Below are 18,257 nucleotides of genomic sequence, written 5' to 3' on the forward strand. Positions count from 1 at the left end.
TGAACGACCCGTTAAAGCAAAAGATTGCAATCGTTAGCGATGAGCTGCACACTCCCTTCCAGTCCGGCAGGGGGCAGCACGGATTGACCAGTCAAGGGGAAAAACAGCATTTCGGATATGCTGAAACGATGCAGGGTTCAGCTCCCGGCACGGCGGAGATTTTGTCGCCGTTAAGGCGCTCGACAGACGCCACCGCTGAGGCCGTGACAACAGCATTTCGCCGCCGCGGCCGCGCGGCCAGAATCGCCAGAAAATTCTCGGTTTCCGTTGAACACGAACGCGCCTTCGCCACCGAATTTCTTTTCATTCCTGTCTTTATCAGCGCTGGCGCGGTTTTATGGTTTTCTTTTGCTGAGTCCCCGTCATCCATTTTCGTGGCGCTGTTTTTCATCGTTGCGGCTGCATTGGCGCTTCTGCTTCGTCACCGCACCGGCTGGACGGCGAAGATATGTGCATTCGGCGCATTCGCGCTGCTCGGCATGCTGCTTGCGGATCTCGAAACGCGCCGTGCCGCAACCGTCATGCTCGATACGCCGGTTACCACGACCATCACCGGAACGGTGGAGCGCCGGGAGGTCGATGCGCGCGGATACTGGCGTTACCTGATCGCCGTATCGGCAACCGAAGGTCCGACCTTGTCCCGACCGCCGGAAAAGGTCTCGGTGTTATCCCGCAGCAAGGGAGAAGCGATTGCCGTTGGCGGCATCATCGAGGGCAAGGCGCGGCTTTCGCCGCCTTCGGGCCCGGCTCTGCCCGGACTGAACGATTTCGCCTTTGCCTCCTATTTTCGAGGCATCGGCGCCACGGGCTTCTTCTATAGCGCACCGAAAGCGGTGTCGCTTGCCGGTGATGCTGTTCAGAAACCGCAGAGCTTCATGAAAGATGCCGGCACCTGGCTCTATCTTTTAAGAAGTGCCATTGCCGACCGTGTCCGCTCCGTCATCGGCGGAGATGCCGGTGCTTTTGCGGCTTCCATCATCACGGATGAGAGAAGCGCCATATCCGCCGATACGATGGAGGCGTTGCGCGTCTCGGGTCTCGCTCACATCGTTGCCATATCCGGCCTCAACATGGCGCTGGCATCGGGCATATTCTTCGTTGGCCTGCGGATTGGTTTCAGCCTGTTCCCGGCCTTCGCGCAGCGCTGGCCCGTCAAGAAGATCGCTGCCTTCCTGGCGCTTCTGATGACGCTTGCCTATTACCTGATCTCCGGCTTTGCCGTTTCGGCGGAGCGCGCCTGGCTGATGATGTCGGTTCTGCTGATCGCCGTGCTGTTCGACAAACCGGCGCTCAGCATGCGCAATGTCGCCTTGTCGGCCCTCATCATTCTGGCTTTTTCGCCATCGGAAGTCATGGGGCCAAGTTTCCAGATGTCTTTTGCCGCAACCATCGCGCTGGTTTCGGCATATGCGTTCTGGAGCCGTTGGCGGGTGGATCGCGAGCGGCTGTTCGTCGGTCAGAAACCGGCATGGATGAAGGTCAGTGAAGCGGCCATCGCCATTGTCGGCGGCGTGGTCGTGACATCGTTGATCGGCGGCCTGTCGACGGCTGTCTATTCCATCGAACATTTTCATCGTGTCACCACCTATGGACTTGCGGCAAACCTCGCCGCCATGCCTGTCATGTCGCTGATTGTCATGCCTTTCGGCCTGATTGGCATGCTGCTGATGCCCTTCGGGCTGGATGCGCCGTTCCTGAAGGTCATGGGTTATGGCATGGCCATGGTGATTGAAATCGCCAATGGCGTCTCCTCATGGGGCGGCAGTGCCGCAATCGGCCGCCAGCATGGCTGGTTTCTGGCGCTTTCCACGGCAGGGTTCCTGCTGCTCTCGCTGTTTCGCACGCGGCTTGCCCTGTCAGGCATTCCCCTGCTGTTTCTGGCTTTCGGCCTCTCTGTGGCCGAACATCACCGCCCGAGGCCCGATCTGCTGATCTATGAGGATGGAACGCTGGTCGGGCTGGTCGGGGAGAGCACGGTGGCGACAACCAAGACACGACCTTCCGGTTTTGTATACGACCAATGGTCCCGCGCCTTGCTGCTGCCGGAAAAAACCGTCTCACCGATCTTTCTCAAGACCGAGAAAAAGACGGACGAGACCGATCAGCAGAGCGCCAAGCCGTCGAGGGAGAGTCGGCGCCTTTCCGATGAGCAAAGGGCGAAGGCGATTGAGGACATCGGCAAGGCGCTGGCCGCAGCGGGTGAGGGCTTTACCTGCCACAGAGGTCTCTGGTGCGCTGCCCGCAGCGCCAAGGGCCAGCGCATCGTCGTTCTCGAGGATACGTCGCTGACCGGGGCAGCCTGCGATATCGCCGATATCATCGTCACCAGCAGACGAACCTCATTCCAGCAGTGCCGTTCGGGCGCGGTGCTGTTCAGCCGCGATGTCCTGCGGCGCATCGGTTCGGTGGAAGTTACGCTGTCTCATGAGAATGAAAGCGGGCCGATTGCACGGTTGGCGACGGCTATGGCCGGCACGAACCGCGCCTGGAGCGAACACCGCTCCTATGACTGGAAAACCCGGTCGTTTGACCGGGAGACATCTGAAACGATCGAAGAACTGGTTACGGCGACGCCATAAGGACCGCCGCACCAGTGACGATTTTTCAAGCCTGGCTGCGCAGATCGGCAACCACGGTTGAGACGTCGCGGATCTCCTGTTCATGCGGTTCGTCGCGCCAGATTTCCTTCAGGCCGGCGTCGTACCAGTCGCGCATCGCCGGAAGGGCGAGAAGACGCTCCAGATAGGCTTTTGCCGCCGGTGAAAGGTCGGCGCCAAAGGACTGAAAACGGAACGCCACGGGTGAGAAGAAGGCGTCGACAGCGGTAAACTCCGCACCGGCCAGATACGGGCCACCAAAGCGGGAGAGCCCCTCGCTCCACAGTGCATCGATCCGGGCAATATCCGCCGCAAGACCCTTGTTGTCCGGATTGGGCGTGGCACGGATGCCGACGCACATGGGGTAGAAGTTGCGCAGCGAGAAAAAGCCGGCATGCATTTCGCTGGCCGCGGACCGCGACCATGCGCGGGCGATGGCATCAGCGGCCCAGACGCCATCATGCCGTTCCGCCAGATATTCGACGATCGAAAGTGATTCCCACACCGTCGTCGTGCCATCCACCAGACACGGCACCTTGCCGGTTGGCGAAAAGGTGGTGAAGGGCACATCCTGCCCGAATGGCACGAGCTTTTCGTTGAAGTCGATGCCCAGCGTGCGCATCAGCACCCACGGTCGCAGCGACCAGGACGAGTAGTTCTTGTTGGCGATATAAAGATCGTACATGGCATGCTCCCCGATATGATCTGGCTTTCTTACGACCAGGATACACGCTTCGAATATCGAAAATATTCCATGGCTCCCATAAGCCGAAATGATGGGTCGGCTCGAAGCGAGCCGTGACACCGGATCATGCAATCAGACCGGCACGCTGTCATCCAGCGAAGCGGGCCGGTTCAGTCGGAATCAGATCGTCTGATCCACGCGCTTCCTCATCGTTCTCTCGTGCCAACAGATGCCGACCGGACTGGCTTGGCTTCTGTCGTGAAGGATCAACGTCGCTCGATGAAAGATTCTTGCGGGAGCGCTCCGGCAGGCGGTGTCTCGTCAGACAAAAACGCAGCCAATCTCACGATTTATTCGGCAGGACTATCCAGCACCCGACCAATCTCTCTCCATCCATGTCGATGATCGTTCATATGCCTGCCGAGATAAAGCCGATGCTCAAGACCCAGTTCCACACCGTGCCTGTGTTTCAGCCTTTTATGGGCACGGCGCAGAACGCCGCAAATGACACAATCCATTGTGTCACGCCCAAAAGCAAAACCGCCAGCCAATGGCCAGCGGTTCAAGCGTCGATACAGATCGATGCGGCGTTAGTGATAACGCCGGATAAGGCCAACCAGCTTCCCTTGGATTTTAACCCGGTCAGGTCCGAAGATACGGGTTTCATAGGCCGGGTTTGCAGCCTCGAGCGCAATCGAAGCGCCCTTGCGGCGGAAGCGTTTCAGCGTTGCCTCTTCGTCATCCACCAGTGCCACAACGATGTCGCCCGGATTGGCCGTGCTGCCATCGCGAATGATGACGGTATCGCCATCAAAGATACCGGCCTCGATCATCGAGTCGCCCTTGACCTCCAGCGCGTAGTGTTCGCCAGAGCCCAGCATGTCCACAGGCACTGCCACGTCATGCGTGTTGTTCTGGATCGCCGAAATCGGCACACCGGCCGCGATACGGCCCATGACGGGAACATTGACCGCACCGGCAAAATCATTGCTGGCGGGTTTCAGCGATGGGGCAGGGGCTGGCTCAGGCGCCTTCGGCTTGCCAAGGCTGCCTTCGATGACGCTTGGCGAGAAGCCGCGTTGCGGTTTCAGGCCGGGCGAATAGGCCTCGGGCAGCTTGATGACTTCAAGCGCGCGCGCCCTGTTCGGTAGCCGGCGAATAAAACCGCGTTCTTCAAGCGCGGTAATCAACCGGTGGATACCGGATTTGGAAGCAAGATCGAGTGCATCCTTCATTTCATCGAAGGACGGCGGCACGCCGGATTCTTTCATTCGCTCATGAATGAAGAGAAGCAATTCCTGTTGTTTGCGCGTCAGCATGAGGAAAACACCCTTGAGAATCGCATCGAAAAGTTGCGAAACAAATACAGAACGAACACTATATGTTCCATATGTGTTCTGCAATCCCCTAAAATTTCGTGAAACTGCAATCGGTTATTTTGATGAGTGACGCGTTTTGTTCCAGTTGTGTGTTCCAGGCCCCCGAAACAGCGTTTCAGGCAGATTGATCCAGCTCCTAAAGCGCGTCACGCAATCTCACATCGGCCAGCGCACCAATGCTTCGCGGCCAGCTTCCGTCAAACCATAGACGCCCCGCTCAAGCCGTTCGAACCAGCCATAGACGTTCGATTGCAATATCTTGCCGGCATCGGGGGCGTTCAATTTCACGTCACGAAGCCGGAGCGGCCCTTCGGAGAGCGCTTTCGCACATCCCAGCGCCTGCTGGCGATAGGCTGTCATCTGCGGCATGCGTGTGCTGCCGCCAAGGACCGGATCGCCCTTGCGTTTCTGGTGTTCGCGCATCAGCCGCGAGCGTCGTTTCGGGTTGGTGCGCGGCATCGGCGATACCGAACTGACGATGACACTGACATGACCGCCTTCGGAGACGGCAAGCATGCCAATTCCCAGCCGCCGGCAAAGATCGCGGTAACGCTTGTCGGTCTCGCGCCCTCGGCCACTGACAGACATTTTTGCCGCGATCCAGACTTCGTCGGATATTGCGGCACGATCGATCGCCTGAAGGATCAGCTCGAGATTGAAGGCGAGCTTCAGTTCGCACACCACCACCACAGGCGGATCATCGTCACTCATCCCGACAAGGTCGCAGCCGCCGATTTCGCCCTTTACCGTATAGCCGGCTTTTTCAAGGAAGGCTTTCACAGGGTGGTAAAGGGAGGTTTCCATGCGGGCACTCGGAAAAAAGAATCGTCTGGCGACCATACAGCAAGACGATGCTGGATCACGACACCCCTTGAAAACCGAGGGGCGCCACCTCATCTAGGGATCATCACCCGTTATCGATGGCTTGCAGCAGTGGTTTTCCGCGCGTAATGCTGTCCGGGTCTGCAAAGGGCGCTCTCCAGAAACGGATCGAGCGCCCTTTGTGTTTTTCGCAACGGGTCTCGATGGAAAAAGGCATCAGGATAAATCTCCGGGGATTGCCGCACCCCCGCAGGCTTCGAATGAAAACGCTTACACCTTTTTTACGATCTTCTCAGCTTCCCACGTCTCTGGGTTGCCAAATGGCTGTGTCACGATATCTACGGCCCTGCTTTCGAGGGTCATGTGGACATGACCGGATCGTCTTGTGGGACAGAAGGCTCTTTGCCGCTCAAAGCATCTTTCTGAAATCGTGATGGATCGCTGCCAGTGTCTCCGCGGGGAGATATGGCGCGTGAGCGGGAAAATTTCGCATGAAACGCATGAAATTCGCATTGATTCTGGGCCTGCTGGTGGCCACGGGATGCCAGACCGTGTCGCCCAATTCTCCGGAAGCTTTGAAGCGCGCCGAATATGACCGGCTGCTTTTGAATTCCACAGTCGCCAACTGCAAATTGATCGTGGAGCTCAATCAGAAGCGCAAGGCGCAGAACAAGGAGCCGACGCGGGATAACCAGTGCGCATATATCCTGAAGAACAACAATCTCAATGCCGGGCCGCACGCCGCCAACTTCATTCCCGACGTCGGTATCAACGGTATCCCGATCCCGCTCGGCAGTCTGGTGCGCCTCGCCGTTGTTGCAGACAGAAACCAGCGCGAAAAGAAAGCACTTGAAGCAACGTTGCCCGCCTGGGTCTCCGCTCAGGGCGAAACCGCCACGCACGTCTATCGCATCCTGCTGACGCAGGGCTTCAAGCCGGATGAGGTGGACGGACTGAAGGGCAGCGGCAAGTTTGCCGATGCCGTGAGATCGGCCGCACCGTTTGTGCAGTTCGTCAAGGACAATCCTGACACGGTAAAAAGGGCGCAGGCTTAGTTCGCCCTTCGTTGTTTGACGGGTGAAGATGTCCATCAGGTCATCTCCACCCGCTACCCGCCTGACATGCGGTTTTGGCATGTCAGGCGGTCTTGCTGCTCCCGGCCGCCGGTGCCGGTTACTGCCATGATTTGCCAGCATTGTTGCTGATGTGCTTTGGTATGGTTCGGCGTGCCGTCTGACACGGGCGCCGATCTTGCCGGAGAGGGAGCTTGTCATGGCAAAGCCTGTTGATGTCGACCATCTTGTCCTGCCCGTCGGCAACATTGAAACCGCATCACGACGGCTTTCCAGTCTCGGTTTTACGCTGGCTCCGCTGGCGCTCCATCCCTTCGGCACGCAAAACGCCTGCATCTTTTTCGAAGACGGCACCTATCTGGAGCCTCTCGCCATTGCTGACCCGGATAAGTATCGGGCGTCGATAGAGGCGGGTGATGTCTTTACCGGTAGGGATCAGGCTTTTCGGAACGCACATGGCAGCGACGGCTTTTCTGCGCTGGTCGCCAAAACCGACGATGCTCTGGCCGATCATCAGCGCTTTGTCGAAACCGGTATTTCGGCTGGCGATGTTTTCGATTTTTCCCGGCCGGTGACGTTGCCGGATGGGTCGCAAAGCGAAGCGTCTTTCCGGCTGGCTTTTGCGGCGGAGGGCACCGCGTCCGATTTCTTTTTCTTCGCCTGCCAGCGGGTCAAGGCCCTGCCGGGGGATCGCTCCGCGCTTGTACGCCATGACAATGGTGTCATCGGTCTCGGCGAAATCCAACTGGTGTCGGATGATCCTTCTGCCGCCGCACCGCTTGTCGAGGCCGTCTTTCAGGTTGATCGCAAGGTGTCGCCGGATGGTGATGTTCTGTTCGAGGCCGGCAACGTCGATATATATGTTGCCTCGGACCTGATGTCGCCATCGGCATCTGGTGCGGACGAAACTGGTGAAAAGAACGGGCTGCGCGGCGCAACCATCGTTTTTTCTACGGCAGATATCGCCGTGACAGAAGCGGTGCTTGCTGCTAATGGCGTTCCCCATATGAGAGAGGGTGCCCGTCTGATGGTACCCGCAGCACCCGGTCAGGGCGTCGCATTCGCCTTCGAGGAAAAATGATGAGCGTTACCAACAATCTCAAAGTCACCGCCGGAGACGGCGCCACCAAGGTGTCCTTCTGCAACACCGAGCGCTTCTCGCTGATTGCCGGTCCCTGCCAGATGGAAAGCCGCGATCATGCCTTCATGATTGCAGGCGTTCTGAAGGAACTGTGCGACAAGCTTGGTATTGGCCTCGTCTATAAATCTTCCTTCGACAAGGCAAACCGCACCTCGCTTTCGGGCAAGCGCGGCATCGGTCTGGATACGGCCATGGAGGTTTTTGCCGATCTGAAGAAGGAATTCGGTTTCCCGGTTCTGTCGGATATCCATACCGAAGAACAATGCGCCGAAGTGGCGAAGGTTGTCGATATTCTGCAGATTCCGGCCTTCCTCAGCCGTCAGACAGACCTTCTGATCGCTGCGGCAAAGACCGGTCGCGTCATCAACGTCAAGAAGGGCCAGTTTCTGGCGCCCTGGGACATGAAGAACGTTCTCGCCAAGCTGAACGACAGCGGCAATCCGAACGTGCTTCTGTGCGAGCGCGGCGCCTCCTTCGGCTACAACACGCTGGTATCGGACATGCGTTCGCTGCCGATCATGGCGTCGCTGGGCGCGCCAGTGGTGTTTGATGCCACGCACTCGGTTCAGCAGCCGGGCGGGCAGGGCGGTTCTTCCGGCGGCCAGCGTGAATTCGTCGAGACGCTGGCGCGTGCGGCCGTTGCCGTTGGCGTCGCCGGTCTCTTCATCGAAACCCATGAAGACCCCGACAATGCGCCTTCCGATGGCCCGAACATGGTTCATCTGAAGGACATGCCGAAGCTTCTCGAAAAGCTTCTGGCTTTCGATTCCATCGCGAAAGCCTGATGAAATCCTGCGATTTGCCGCATGTGATTTTTATGAGAAAGCAGTGCGCTGATTTGGCGCACCGTCATTGTAATTTCTTCGCCATCGTCTAAGACAGGCGACTGAAAATATCTGTTCCATTCCCAAGGGAGAGACCATGACTGCCATTACCGATATCATTGCGCGCGAAATTCTCGACAGCCGCGGCAATCCGACCGTCGAAGTCGATGTTTATCTCGAAGACGGTTCCATGGGCCGTGCGGCCGTTCCGTCGGGTGCGTCGACTGGCGCGCATGAAGCGGTAGAGCTGCGCGATGGCGGCAAGCGTTATCTCGGCAAGGGCGTGGAAAAGGCTGTCGAAGCCGTCAACACCGAAATCTTTGACGCCATCGGCGGTTTCGATGCCGAAAACCAGATCCAGATCGATCAGATGATGATCGCGCTCGACGGTACGCCGAACAAGTCGCGCATCGGCGCAAACGCCATCCTCGGCGTTTCGCTGGCTGTTGCCAAGGCTGCTGCTGAAGCCTCCGGTCTGCCGCTTTACCGTTACGTTGGCGGCCCCAACGCGCATCTTCTGCCGGTGCCGATGATGAACATCATCAACGGTGGCGCACATGCCGACAACCCGATCGACTTCCAGGAATTCATGATCCTGCCGGTCGGCGCGGAAAACATTCGCGAAGCCGTGCGCATGGGTTCGGAAGTGTTCCATACCCTCAAGAAGGAACTGGCGGCACAGGGCCACAACACCAACGTTGGTGACGAGGGCGGTTTCGCACCTGGTCTGGAAAGCGCGCCTGCAGCGCTCGATTTCATCATGAAGTCGATCGAAAAGGCCGGCTACCGTCCGGGCGACGACATGTTCATCGGCCTCGACTGTGCCTCGACCGAATTCTTCAAGGGCGGCAACTACGTCTACGAAGGCGAAGGCAAGACCCGTTCGCCGCAGGAACAGGCCGAATACCTCGCCGATCTCGTTGCGAAGTACCCGATCATTTCCATCGAAGACGGCATGGCTGAAGACGACTGGGAAGGCTGGAAGGTTCTAACCGATCTCGTCGGCAAGAAGTGCCAGCTCGTCGGCGACGACCTGTTCGTTACCAACTCCGCACGTCTGCGCGACGGTATCAAGATGGGCGTGGCCAACTCCATTCTCGTCAAGGTCAACCAGATCGGCTCGCTCTCCGAGACGCTGGACGCCGTCGAGACCGCACACAAGGCAGGCTACACCGCCGTCATGTCGCACCGCTCGGGCGAAACGGAAGATTCCACCATTGCGGATCTCGCCGTTGCTACCAACTGCGGTCAGATCAAGACCGGTTCTCTGGCGCGCTCTGACCGGCTCGCAAAGTACAACCAGCTCATCCGCATTGAAGAAATGCTGGGTCCGCAGGCTGCTTACGCCGGTCGCTCCATCCTGCGCGGCTAATTCGCGTTCGATTTGTTCAAGAACAGCCCGCCCTCCGGCGGGCTGTTTTGTTTTGGGGCAGTGGCATCCGCTTCGCTCCTTTTCGGAAGGTGTCCGCTTCCCGCTCGTCAACCCGGAATCGATCCGGTGTCGGCGCGATCAAGCTCCAGATCGCCTGAGATTCGTCGGCCGATCTTTCCTGCCGCCCGCCGCGATCTTTTTTTGTGCTTTGCAACCGGTGAATTTTTAAGGTCAACGGATAGTTAAACAATCCGCCGTAGTCTCAGACTCACGTTACGAGTTTGAAGGCATCTATCCGGCATGTGGACAAGACATCATAAAAAGAGACGATTCGGCCGCCTCGTTGTTCCGGCAATCACCATCGCTTTTCTTTCCTATTTCGGATATCATTCCATCCACGGCGACTTCGGCCTTCAGGCAACGGAACGCCTTGAACGCCAGCGTTTGGCCCGCACAACCGAGCTTGCAAAGCTGACGGAAGCGCGGGTTGCACTGGAGCGGCAGGTCGAATTGCTGAGCGACGGTTCGCTGGAGCGCGACATGATCGATGAGATTTCCCGGTATCAGCTCAATATGTCCCGTTCGGACGAAATCGTCATCATGAACGGATATTTCTGATTAACCGAAATCAGGTTAATTAAGCTTTTTTGATTTGTTCACAGCTATTTAGCGTGAATACGTGCCATGCGTTTAAAGCATTGCTGCGTGGCGTTTTCTTGCATATGGTACGGCCCAATCTACCCATTCTAATGGCAACTCAGGGAGGGATGAATGGCGCCGCGAAAATCCGCGTCCGTATCCGGCCGAAAGACCACGGCGAAAGCCGCCACCGAATTTACCGGCAAGAACAGCCCGGACTTCTCGAAGGATGAAGAGCTTCACGCATATCGCGAAATGCTCCTGATCCGTCGTTTTGAAGAAAAGGCCGGCCAGCTTTATGGCATGGGCTTTATCGGCGGTTTCTGTCACCTTTACATCGGTCAGGAAGCTGTCGTTGTCGGCATGCAGATGTCGCAGAAGGAAGGCGATCAGGTCATTACCGCGTATCGCGACCATGGCCACATGCTGGCTTGCGGCATGAGCGCCCGTGGCGTCATGGCCGAGTTGACCGGCCGCAAGGGCGGTCTGTCCAAGGGCAAGGGCGGCTCCATGCACATGTTCTCGAAAGAGAAGCATTTCTATGGTGGCCACGGTATCGTCGGTGCGCAGGTTTCGCTCGGCACCGGTCTCGCATTCGCCAACAAGTATCGCGGCAACGACAATGTGTCGGTGACCTACTTCGGCGACGGCGCTGCAAACCAGGGCCAGGTCTACGAGAGCTTCAACATGGCTGCTCTGTGGAAACTGCCGATCATCTATATCGTCGAAAACAACCGTTACGCCATGGGCACCTCCACGGCCCGCGCAACCGCACAGTCGAACTACTCGCTGCGCGGCCAGTCCTTCGGCATTCCTGGTATCCAGGTTGACGGCATGGACGTTCGCGCCGTCAAGGCTGCGGCCGACCAGGCACTGGAACATTGCCGTTCCGGCAAGGGTCCGATCATTCTTGAAATGCTGACCTACCGTTACCGCGGTCACTCCATGTCTGACCCGGCAAAGTACCGTTCCAAGGACGAAGTGCAGAAGATGCGCTCCGAACACGACCCAATCGAGCAGGTGAAGGCACGCCTTCTGGAGCAGGGCTGGGCAAGCGAAGAGGAACTCAAGGCAATCGACAAGGATGTCCGTGACATCGTTGCCGACAGCGCCGACTTCGCCCAGAACGATCCAGAGCCGGATGCGTCCGAGCTTTACACCGACATTCTGCTCTGATCGGGAAAGGGAAAACAATGCCAGTAGAAATTCTTATGCCCGCCCTTTCCCCGACCATGGAGGAAGGCACGCTTTCCAAGTGGCTTAAAAAGGAAGGCGACAAGGTAACGTCCGGCGACGTGATTGCCGAGATCGAAACCGACAAGGCGACCATGGAAGTGGAAGCTGTTGATGAAGGCGTTATCGGCAAGCTGCTCATCGATGCAGGCACCGAAGGCGTCAAGGTCAACACCGCAATTGCAATCCTGATTCAGGAAGGCGAAAGCGCCGACGATATTTCGGCTCCTGCCAAGAAGGAAGAGCCGAAGGCTGAAGCGCCTGCTGCCGCTGATTCCGAGCCGGCCGCCGCTACCGAAGCCGCCAAGGTTCCGGCTGCACCGAAGATCGAAGTCGCTGCCGATCCGGATATTCCGGCAGGCACCGAATTCGTGACGCAGACGGTGCGTGAAGCACTGCGCGACGCGATGGCCGAAGAAATGCGTTCGGACGAAAAAGTCTTCGTCATGGGCGAAGAAGTTGCCGAATATCAGGGCGCCTACAAGGTTACCCAGGGTCTTCTGCAGGAATTCGGCGCAGCCCGCGTGATCGACACGCCAATCACCGAACACGGCTTTGCCGGTATCGGCGTCGGCGCTGCAATGACGGGCCTCAAGCCTATCGTCGAATTCATGACCTTCAACTTCGCGATGCAGGCGATCGACCAGATCGTCAACTCTGCTGCCAAGACACTTTATATGTCTGGCGGTCAGATGGGCGCACCGATGGTCTTCCGTGGCCCTTCGGGCGCGGCGGCACGCGTCGCAGCTCAGCACTCGCAGTGCTATGCCGCCTGGTACAGCCATATTCCGGGCCTCAAGGTCGTCATGCCGTATACGGCTGCTGACGCCAAGGGTCTTCTGAAGGCTGCTATCCGCGATCCGAACCCGGTCATCTTCCTTGAGAACGAAATTCTCTACGGCCAGCAGTTCGAAGTTCCGAAGCTCGATGATTTCGTCCTGCCGATCGGCAAGGCACGCATTCACCGCAAGGGCAAGGACGCGACGATCGTTTCCTTCGGCATCGGCATGACCTACGCGATCAAGGCTGTTGCAGAACTCGAAAAGCTCGGCATCGACGCCGAACTGATCGACCTGCGCACCATCCGTCCGATGGACCTGCCCACGGTTATCGAATCGGTCAAGAAGACCGGTCGTCTGGTCACCGTTGAGGAAGGTTTCCCGCAGTCATCGGTCGGTGACTTCATCTCCAACCAGGTCCAGCGCGCTGCATTCGACTACCTCGACGCGCCGATCCTGACGGTTGCCGGCAAGGATGTTCCGATGCCTTACGCGGCAAATCTCGAGAAGCTGGCTCTGCCGAACGTCGATGAAGTCGTTCAGGCCGTCAAAACCGTCTGCTACAAGTAAGGGGAGGCGTTTCGATGCCTATCAACATTACCATGCCTGCCCTTTCCCCAACCATGGAAGAGGGCAACCTCGCCAAGTGGCTGGTGAAGGAAGGTGACAAGGTTGCACCGGGCGACGTGATCGCGGAAATCGAAACCGACAAGGCGACCATGGAAGTGGAAGCCGTTGACGAAGGTACGGTTGCAAAGCTCGTCGTTCCCGCCGGTACGGATGGGGTCAAGGTCAACGCCCTGATCGCAATCCTGGCTGGTGAAGGCGAAGACGTGGCTGCGGCTGCAAAGGGCGGCGATGCCGCCCCTGCAAAGGCGGAAGCACCCAAGCAGGAAGCCCCGAAGGCGGAAGCTGCCAAGGCCGAGCCTGCGCCTGCCAAGGCTGAAACGCCGGTTGCCGATCAGGCTGCCGCGCCGTCCACGCCGGCACCGGTTGCCAAGTCCGGCGAGCGCATCTTCGCCTCGCCGCTGGCACGCCGCCTGGCCAAGGAAGCTGGCCTCGATCTCGGCAATGTCACCGGTTCGGGACCACATGGCCGCGTCATCAAGACCGACGTTGAAAAGGCTGTTGCCTCTGGTGGTGCAAAGGCTGCTCCGGCTGCTGCTGCAGCATCGGCTGGCGCTCCGGCTCCGGCACTTGCCAAGGGTCAGTCGGACGAGGCCGTCCTCAAGCTGTTCGAGGAAGGTTCTTACGAACTCGTTCCGCACGACGGCATGCGCAAGGTCATTGCCAAGCGCCTGGTCGAGTCCAAGCAGACCGTTCCGCACTTCTACGTCTCCGTCGATTGCGAACTGGATACGCTCCTTGCCCTGCGCGCCCAGCTCAATGCTGCCGCACCGGAAAAGGACGGCAAGCCGGTCTACAAGCTGTCGGTCAACGACATGGTCATCAAGGCGCTGGCTCTGGCGCTGCGTGATGTTCCGGACGCCAACGTCTCCTGGACGGAAAGCGCCATGGTCAAGCACAAGCATTCGGATGTCGGCGTTGCCGTTTCCATTCCGGGTGGCCTGATCACGCCGATCATCCGCAAGGCCGAGCAGAAGTCGCTGTCCACCATCTCCAACGAGATGAAGGACTACGGCAAGCGCGCCAAGGAACGCAAGCTGAAGCCTGAAGAGTACCAGGGTGGCACCACCGCCGTGTCCAACATGGGCATGATGGGCGTGAAGAGCTTCTCCGCTGTCATCAACCCGCCGCACGCCACCATTCTGGCCGTCGGCGCGGGCGAGCAGCGGGCAGTTGTGAAGAACGGCGAGATCAAGATCGCCAACGTCATGACGGTCACGCTCTCCACCGACCACCGTTGCGTCGATGGCGCGCTGGGAGCCGAGCTGATCGGCGCCTTCAAGCGTTACATCGAAAACCCGATGGGCATGCTGGTCTGATAAAAACGGTCGAGCCGAAAGCTGTCACCAGCCTTCGGCTCTTCCCGTTCGGGAGACGGATGTGATGAAAACCGTTCTTTGCTACGGCGACAGCCTGACGTGGGGATATGACGCCGAAAACCTTGGCCGTCATGCCTTCGAAGACCGTTGGCCGAGCGTGCTGCAGAAGGCGCTTGGTGACAATGTCAACGTCATCGCCGAAGGATTGAACGGCCGCACGACGGCTTACGACGATCACCTCGCGGATTGCGACCGCAACGGTGCGACGCTGCTGCCGACCATTCTGCACAGCCATGCGCCGCTCGATCTCGTCATCATCATGCTCGGCACCAACGACCTGAAACGGGGCATCGGCGCCGGTTCCGCAGTCGGCGCGGTCAAGGGCATCGACAGGCTGGTGAGTCTCGTCCGGCATCATGCGTGGTCCTTCGAGGATCAGGAGCAGCCGGAAATCCTGATCGTATCTCCGCCGCAGATCTGCGAGACGGGCAACGAAATGTTTGCCGCCATGTATGCGGGTGCCATCGAGCAATCGCTGATGATGGGTTCGCTTTATCGCGATCTGGCGGACGACAAGGGATGCGCTTTCTTTGATGCGGCATCCGTCACCGTGACGACGCCACTCGATGGCGTCCACCTGGATGCCGAAAATACGCGTGCGCTGGGACGCGGGCTGGAGCCCGTGGTGCGCATGCTGCTTGGAATTTGAAGATAGATTCGATTGACGCAGCGGCGCGACGCCGCCGTCAAAAAGATAAAGGCAGGAAACACAATGGCTCAATCATATGACGTCATCATCATCGGTTCGGGTCCGGGCGGTTATGTCACCGCTATTCGCGCCGCTCAACTGGGTCTGAAGACAGCCATCGTCGAGCGTGAGCACTTGGGTGGCATCTGCCTCAACTGGGGCTGCATTCCCACCAAGGCACTGCTTCGCTCCGCTGAAGTCCTCGACAATGCCAGCCACGCCAAGAACTACGGCCTGAAGCTCGAAGGCACGATCACGGCTGACGTCAAGGAAGTCGTGGCACGGTCGCGCGGCGTTTCGGCCCGTCTCAACGGCGGCGTTGCCTTCCTGATGAAGAAGAACAAGATCGACGTCATCTGGGGCGAGGCCAAGCTGACCAAGCCGAACGAAATCGTCGTCGGCAAGTCGTCCAAGCCTGTTGTACAGCCGCAGAACCCGGTTCCCAAGGGCGTTCTGGGTGAGGGCACCTACACCGCCAAGCACATCATCGTCGCAACAGGCGCACGTCCGCGCGCCCTGCCGGGCATCGAGCCGGATGGCAAGCTGATCTGGACCTATTTCGAAGCGATGAAGCCGGACTTCCTGCCGAAGTCTCTCGTCGTCATGGGTTCCGGCGCCATCGGCATCGAATTTGCCTCCTTCTACCGCTCGATGGGCGTGGATGTGACGGTTGTTGAGCTGATGGCTAATGTCATGCCGGTCGAAGACGCGGAAATCTCCGCATTCGCCCGCAAGCAGCTTGAAAAACGTGGCCTGAAGATCATCACCGAAGCGAAGGTTTCGAAGGTCGACAAGGGCGCGAACTCGATTACGGCCCATGTCGAGACCAAGGATGGCAAGGTTCAGCAGATCACGGCGGATCGCCTGATTTCGGCTGTCGGCGTTCAGGGCAACATCGAAAATCTCGGTCTGGAAGCGCTTGGCGTGAAGACCGACCGCGGCTGCATCGTCATCGATGGTTACGGCAAGACCAATGTTCCCGGCCTCTACGCGATCGGCGACGTTGCCGGCCCGCCGATGCTGGCCCACAAGGCCGAGCACGAAGGCGTCATCTGCGTTGAAAAGATTGCAGGCCTGCCGAACGTTCACCCGATGGACAAGAACAAGATCCCGGGCTGCACTTACTGCAATCCGCAGGTCGCTTCCGTCGGTCTGACCGAGGCCAAGGCAAAGGAACAGGGCCGCGAAATCCGCGTAGGCCGTTATTCCTTCGCAGCCAACGGCAAGGCGATTGCGCTCGGTGAAGATCAGGGCATGGTCAAGACCATCTTCGACAAGAAGACCGGCGAACTGCTCGGCGCGCACATGGTTGGCGCGGAAGTCACCGAACTCATCCAGGGCTTTGTCGTTGCGATGAACCTTGAGACGACCGAAGAAGAGCTGATGCACACCATCTTCCCGCATCCGACCCTTTCCGAAATGATGAAGGAAAGTGTTCTGGACGCCTACGGACGCGTGCTGAACGCCTGATACGATACGACGGTGCCCGGCATTGCCTGACGATGCCGGGTATCCCATATGTCTGACTGGACATGTCTTTCAGGGAGCGTGGGAATGGAAAGTGTAGGCTGGATTGCCGCAATCATCATCGGCGGATTGGCGGGATGGCTCGCCGGCAAGCTCATGGATATGCGTTTCGGCATCATCATGAACATCATTCTCGGCATCGTCGGTTCGGTTGTTGCGGTCGCAGTGCTGCGCACCTTCGACGTGTTCGTGCAGGATAGCCGGCTCGGTTATTTCGTCACGTCCTTCATTGGCGCAAGCCTGTTGCTGTTCCTGGCGAAACTCGTCCGGCGCTGAAAGCTCAGGGCAGAAACGTTCAGGTTTTCGATAACCGAACGCGGTAGAATCCAGATTTCATGCAGTTCCAGATGAAAATGCTTACACTTTTTCTGGAATTGTTCTAAAGGGCCGCAGTAAGCGACAGAAGCAGGTTTCTTATGGTCACTATTCTCGACAGGACATCCTCGGACGAAAAGCGCGTTCGTCACCCGGAAAAGGCGCACCGCCCCGATACCGAGGTTCAGCGCAAGCCCGAGTGGATTCGTGTCAAGGCGCCGACCTCCAAGGGCTATCACGAGACGCGTGAGCTCGTGCGCTCCCACAAGCTGGTTACGGTCTGTGAAGAAGCCGGCTGTCCGAACATCGGCGAGTGCTGGGACAAGAAGCACGCGACCTTCATGATCATGGGTGAAATCTGCACCCGCGCTTGCGCCTTCTGCAACGTCTCCACCGGCAAGCCGAACCCGCTGGATATGGCCGAGCCGGAAAACGTCGCGAAGGCCGTCAAGCAGATGGGCCTTTCCCACGTCGTCATCACCTCCGTTGACCGCGACGATCTGGAAGACGGTGGCGCCGAACACTTCGAGAAGGTCATCTGGGCCATTCGCGCTGCTTCGCCGAACACCACGATTGAAATCCTGACCCCTGACTTTCTCAAGAAGCCGGGTGCGCTGGAGCGCGTTGTGGCTGCCAAGCCTGACGTCTTCAACCACAACATGGAAACGGTTCCCGGCAACTACCTCACGGTTCGCCCCGGTGCGCGTTATTTCCACTCCGTCCGCCTGTTGCAGCGCGTGAAGGAACTGGACCCGACCATGTTCACCAAATCAGGCATCATGGTTGGCCTTGGCGAAGAGCGCAACGAAGTGCTGCAGTTGATGGACGATCTGCGCAGCGCCGACGTCGACTTCCTGACCATCGGCCAGTACCTGCAGCCGACCCGCAAGCACCACAAGGTCGAGAAGTTCGTCACGCCGGAAGAATTCAAGTCCTACGAGACCATTGCCTACACCAAAGGCTTCCTGATGGTGTCGTCGAGCCCGCTGACCCGCTCCTCGCATCACGCCGGCGACGATTTCGAGCGCCTGCGCGCCAACCGCGAAAAGAAGCTTCTGGCAGCCGCCGAGTAAGCATCAGACATCGCCAGCGTCTCCACGCTGGCGATTTTGTTTTGGGCTGCATCCGGTTGCACGCGCCAGACGAATTCCCCAACCGGCAACCTCTGTTTCCTCTC

16 protein-coding genes are annotated in these 18,257 nt (G+C 58.5%); 13 read left to right on the forward strand and 3 right to left on the reverse strand.

From position 1 onward, the window contains the following. The first annotated feature begins 128 nt into the window (after window positions 1-128). Window positions 129-2,579, forward strand: a complete 2,451-nt coding sequence (locus tag FY156_05545) for a ComEC family competence protein (GenBank protein ID UXS00993.1) — start codon at window positions 129-131, stop codon at window positions 2,577-2,579. A 25-nt stretch (window positions 2,580-2,604) separates the two neighbouring features. On the opposite strand, the gene FY156_05550 is transcribed toward FY156_05545, so the two are convergent. The 3 genes from FY156_05550 to FY156_05560 form a co-directional block, all read right to left on the reverse strand. Beyond that, entirely contained in the window at window positions 2,605-3,282 is a 678-nt protein-coding gene (locus FY156_05550; protein UXS00994.1) for a glutathione S-transferase family protein, read from the reverse strand. A gap of 590 nt (window positions 3,283-3,872) precedes the next feature. Beyond that, window positions 3,873-4,601 carry a transcriptional repressor LexA gene (gene lexA / locus FY156_05555; GenBank protein ID UXS00995.1) on the reverse strand — a complete coding sequence of 243 codons (729 nt, stop codon included), beginning with the start codon at window positions 4,599-4,601 and terminating at the stop codon, window positions 3,873-3,875. Between the two features lie 216 nt (window positions 4,602-4,817). Beyond that, window positions 4,818-5,465, reverse strand: a complete 648-nt coding sequence (locus FY156_05560) for a hypothetical protein (GenBank protein ID UXS00996.1) — start codon at window positions 5,463-5,465, stop codon at window positions 4,818-4,820. Window positions 5,466-5,974: 509 nt separating this feature from the next. On the opposite strand from FY156_05560, the gene FY156_05565 reads away from it, so the two are divergent. The 12 genes from FY156_05565 to lipA all read left to right on the forward strand — a co-directional run bounded on the left by FY156_05565 (window position 5,975) and on the right by lipA (window position 18,153). Next, entirely contained in the window at window positions 5,975-6,538 is a 564-nt protein-coding gene (locus FY156_05565) for a hypothetical protein (protein UXS00997.1), read from the forward strand. Window positions 6,539-6,755: 217 nt separating this feature from the next. Further along, the gene (locus FY156_05570; protein UXS00998.1) at window positions 6,756-7,637 is read left to right on the forward strand and encodes a VOC family protein; all 882 of its coding nucleotides are present in this window, start codon (window positions 6,756-6,758) and stop codon (window positions 7,635-7,637) included. Then, window positions 7,637-8,482 (forward strand): 3-deoxy-8-phosphooctulonate synthase, encoded by an 846-nt coding sequence (gene kdsA / locus FY156_05575; GenBank protein ID UXS00999.1) that lies wholly within the window; start codon window positions 7,637-7,639, stop codon window positions 8,480-8,482. The genes FY156_05570 and kdsA overlap by 1 nt, the downstream gene beginning before the upstream one ends. 136 nt (window positions 8,483-8,618) lie before the next feature. After that, on the forward strand, window positions 8,619-9,893 hold the full coding sequence (gene eno, locus FY156_05580) for a phosphopyruvate hydratase (GenBank protein ID UXS01000.1): 1,275 nt from the start codon (window positions 8,619-8,621) through the stop codon (window positions 9,891-9,893). Window positions 9,894-10,193: 300 nt separating this feature from the next. Next, window positions 10,194-10,511, forward strand: a complete 318-nt coding sequence (locus FY156_05585) for a septum formation initiator family protein (protein UXS01001.1) — start codon at window positions 10,194-10,196, stop codon at window positions 10,509-10,511. A gap of 153 nt (window positions 10,512-10,664) precedes the next feature. Continuing rightward, window positions 10,665-11,708 carry a pyruvate dehydrogenase (acetyl-transferring) E1 component subunit alpha gene (pdhA, locus tag FY156_05590; protein ID UXS01002.1) on the forward strand — a complete coding sequence of 348 codons (1,044 nt, stop codon included), beginning with the start codon at window positions 10,665-10,667 and terminating at the stop codon, window positions 11,706-11,708. Between the two features lie 17 nt (window positions 11,709-11,725). After that, window positions 11,726-13,114 (forward strand): pyruvate dehydrogenase complex E1 component subunit beta, encoded by a 1,389-nt coding sequence (locus FY156_05595; protein ID UXS01003.1) that lies wholly within the window; start codon window positions 11,726-11,728, stop codon window positions 13,112-13,114. Between the two features lie 14 nt (window positions 13,115-13,128). After that, complete coding sequence (locus FY156_05600) at window positions 13,129-14,490, forward strand: pyruvate dehydrogenase complex dihydrolipoamide acetyltransferase (GenBank protein ID UXS01004.1); 1,362 nt, start codon at window positions 13,129-13,131, stop codon at window positions 14,488-14,490. A gap of 61 nt (window positions 14,491-14,551) precedes the next feature. After that, window positions 14,552-15,199 (forward strand): SGNH/GDSL hydrolase family protein, encoded by a 648-nt coding sequence (locus FY156_05605; protein UXS01005.1) that lies wholly within the window; start codon window positions 14,552-14,554, stop codon window positions 15,197-15,199. 63 nt (window positions 15,200-15,262) lie between these two features. Further along, window positions 15,263-16,708 (forward strand): dihydrolipoyl dehydrogenase, encoded by a 1,446-nt coding sequence (lpdA, locus tag FY156_05610; GenBank protein ID UXS01006.1) that lies wholly within the window; start codon window positions 15,263-15,265, stop codon window positions 16,706-16,708. An 84-nt stretch (window positions 16,709-16,792) separates the two neighbouring features. Beyond that, window positions 16,793-17,041, forward strand: coding sequence for a GlsB/YeaQ/YmgE family stress response membrane protein (locus tag FY156_05615; protein UXS01007.1), 249 nt, complete (start codon window positions 16,793-16,795; stop codon window positions 17,039-17,041). A gap of 140 nt (window positions 17,042-17,181) precedes the next feature. Then, window positions 17,182-18,153, forward strand: coding sequence for a lipoyl synthase (lipA, locus tag FY156_05620; protein UXS01008.1), 972 nt, complete (start codon window positions 17,182-17,184; stop codon window positions 18,151-18,153). The last annotated feature ends 104 nt before the right edge of the window (window positions 18,154-18,257 follow it).

The sequence above is a fragment of the Agrobacterium tumefaciens genome, from assembly GCA_025559845.1.
GTDB lineage: Bacteria > Pseudomonadota > Alphaproteobacteria > Rhizobiales > Rhizobiaceae > Agrobacterium.

Bases quoted from the DNA above. Each gene is read 5' to 3' on its own strand.
- lpdA (UXS01006.1), top strand. From the start codon at position 15,263: ATGGCTCAATCATATGACGTCATCATCATCGGTTCGGGTCCGGGCGGT.
- FY156_05585 (UXS01001.1), top strand. From the start codon at position 10,194: ATGTGGACAAGACATCATAAAAAGAGACGATTCGGCCGCCTCGTTGTT.
- FY156_05570 (UXS00998.1), top strand. From the start codon at position 6,756: ATGGCAAAGCCTGTTGATGTCGACCATCTTGTCCTGCCCGTCGGCAAC.
- FY156_05595 (UXS01003.1), top strand. From the start codon at position 11,726: ATGCCAGTAGAAATTCTTATGCCCGCCCTTTCCCCGACCATGGAGGAA.
- kdsA (UXS00999.1), top strand. From the start codon at position 7,637: ATGAGCGTTACCAACAATCTCAAAGTCACCGCCGGAGACGGCGCCACC.
- lipA (UXS01008.1), top strand. From the start codon at position 17,182: ATGGTCACTATTCTCGACAGGACATCCTCGGACGAAAAGCGCGTTCGT.
- FY156_05615 (UXS01007.1), top strand. From the start codon at position 16,793: ATGGAAAGTGTAGGCTGGATTGCCGCAATCATCATCGGCGGATTGGCG.
- FY156_05600 (UXS01004.1), top strand. From the start codon at position 13,129: ATGCCTATCAACATTACCATGCCTGCCCTTTCCCCAACCATGGAAGAG.
- lexA (UXS00995.1), bottom strand. From the start codon at position 4,601: ATGCTGACGCGCAAACAACAGGAATTGCTTCTCTTCATTCATGAGCGA.
- eno (UXS01000.1), top strand. From the start codon at position 8,619: ATGACTGCCATTACCGATATCATTGCGCGCGAAATTCTCGACAGCCGC.
- pdhA (UXS01002.1), top strand. From the start codon at position 10,665: ATGGCGCCGCGAAAATCCGCGTCCGTATCCGGCCGAAAGACCACGGCG.
- FY156_05550 (UXS00994.1), bottom strand. From the start codon at position 3,282: ATGTACGATCTTTATATCGCCAACAAGAACTACTCGTCCTGGTCGCTG.
- FY156_05560 (UXS00996.1), bottom strand. From the start codon at position 5,465: ATGGAAACCTCCCTTTACCACCCTGTGAAAGCCTTCCTTGAAAAAGCC.
- FY156_05545 (UXS00993.1), top strand. From the start codon at position 129: ATGCAGGGTTCAGCTCCCGGCACGGCGGAGATTTTGTCGCCGTTAAGG.
- FY156_05565 (UXS00997.1), top strand. From the start codon at position 5,975: ATGAAACGCATGAAATTCGCATTGATTCTGGGCCTGCTGGTGGCCACG.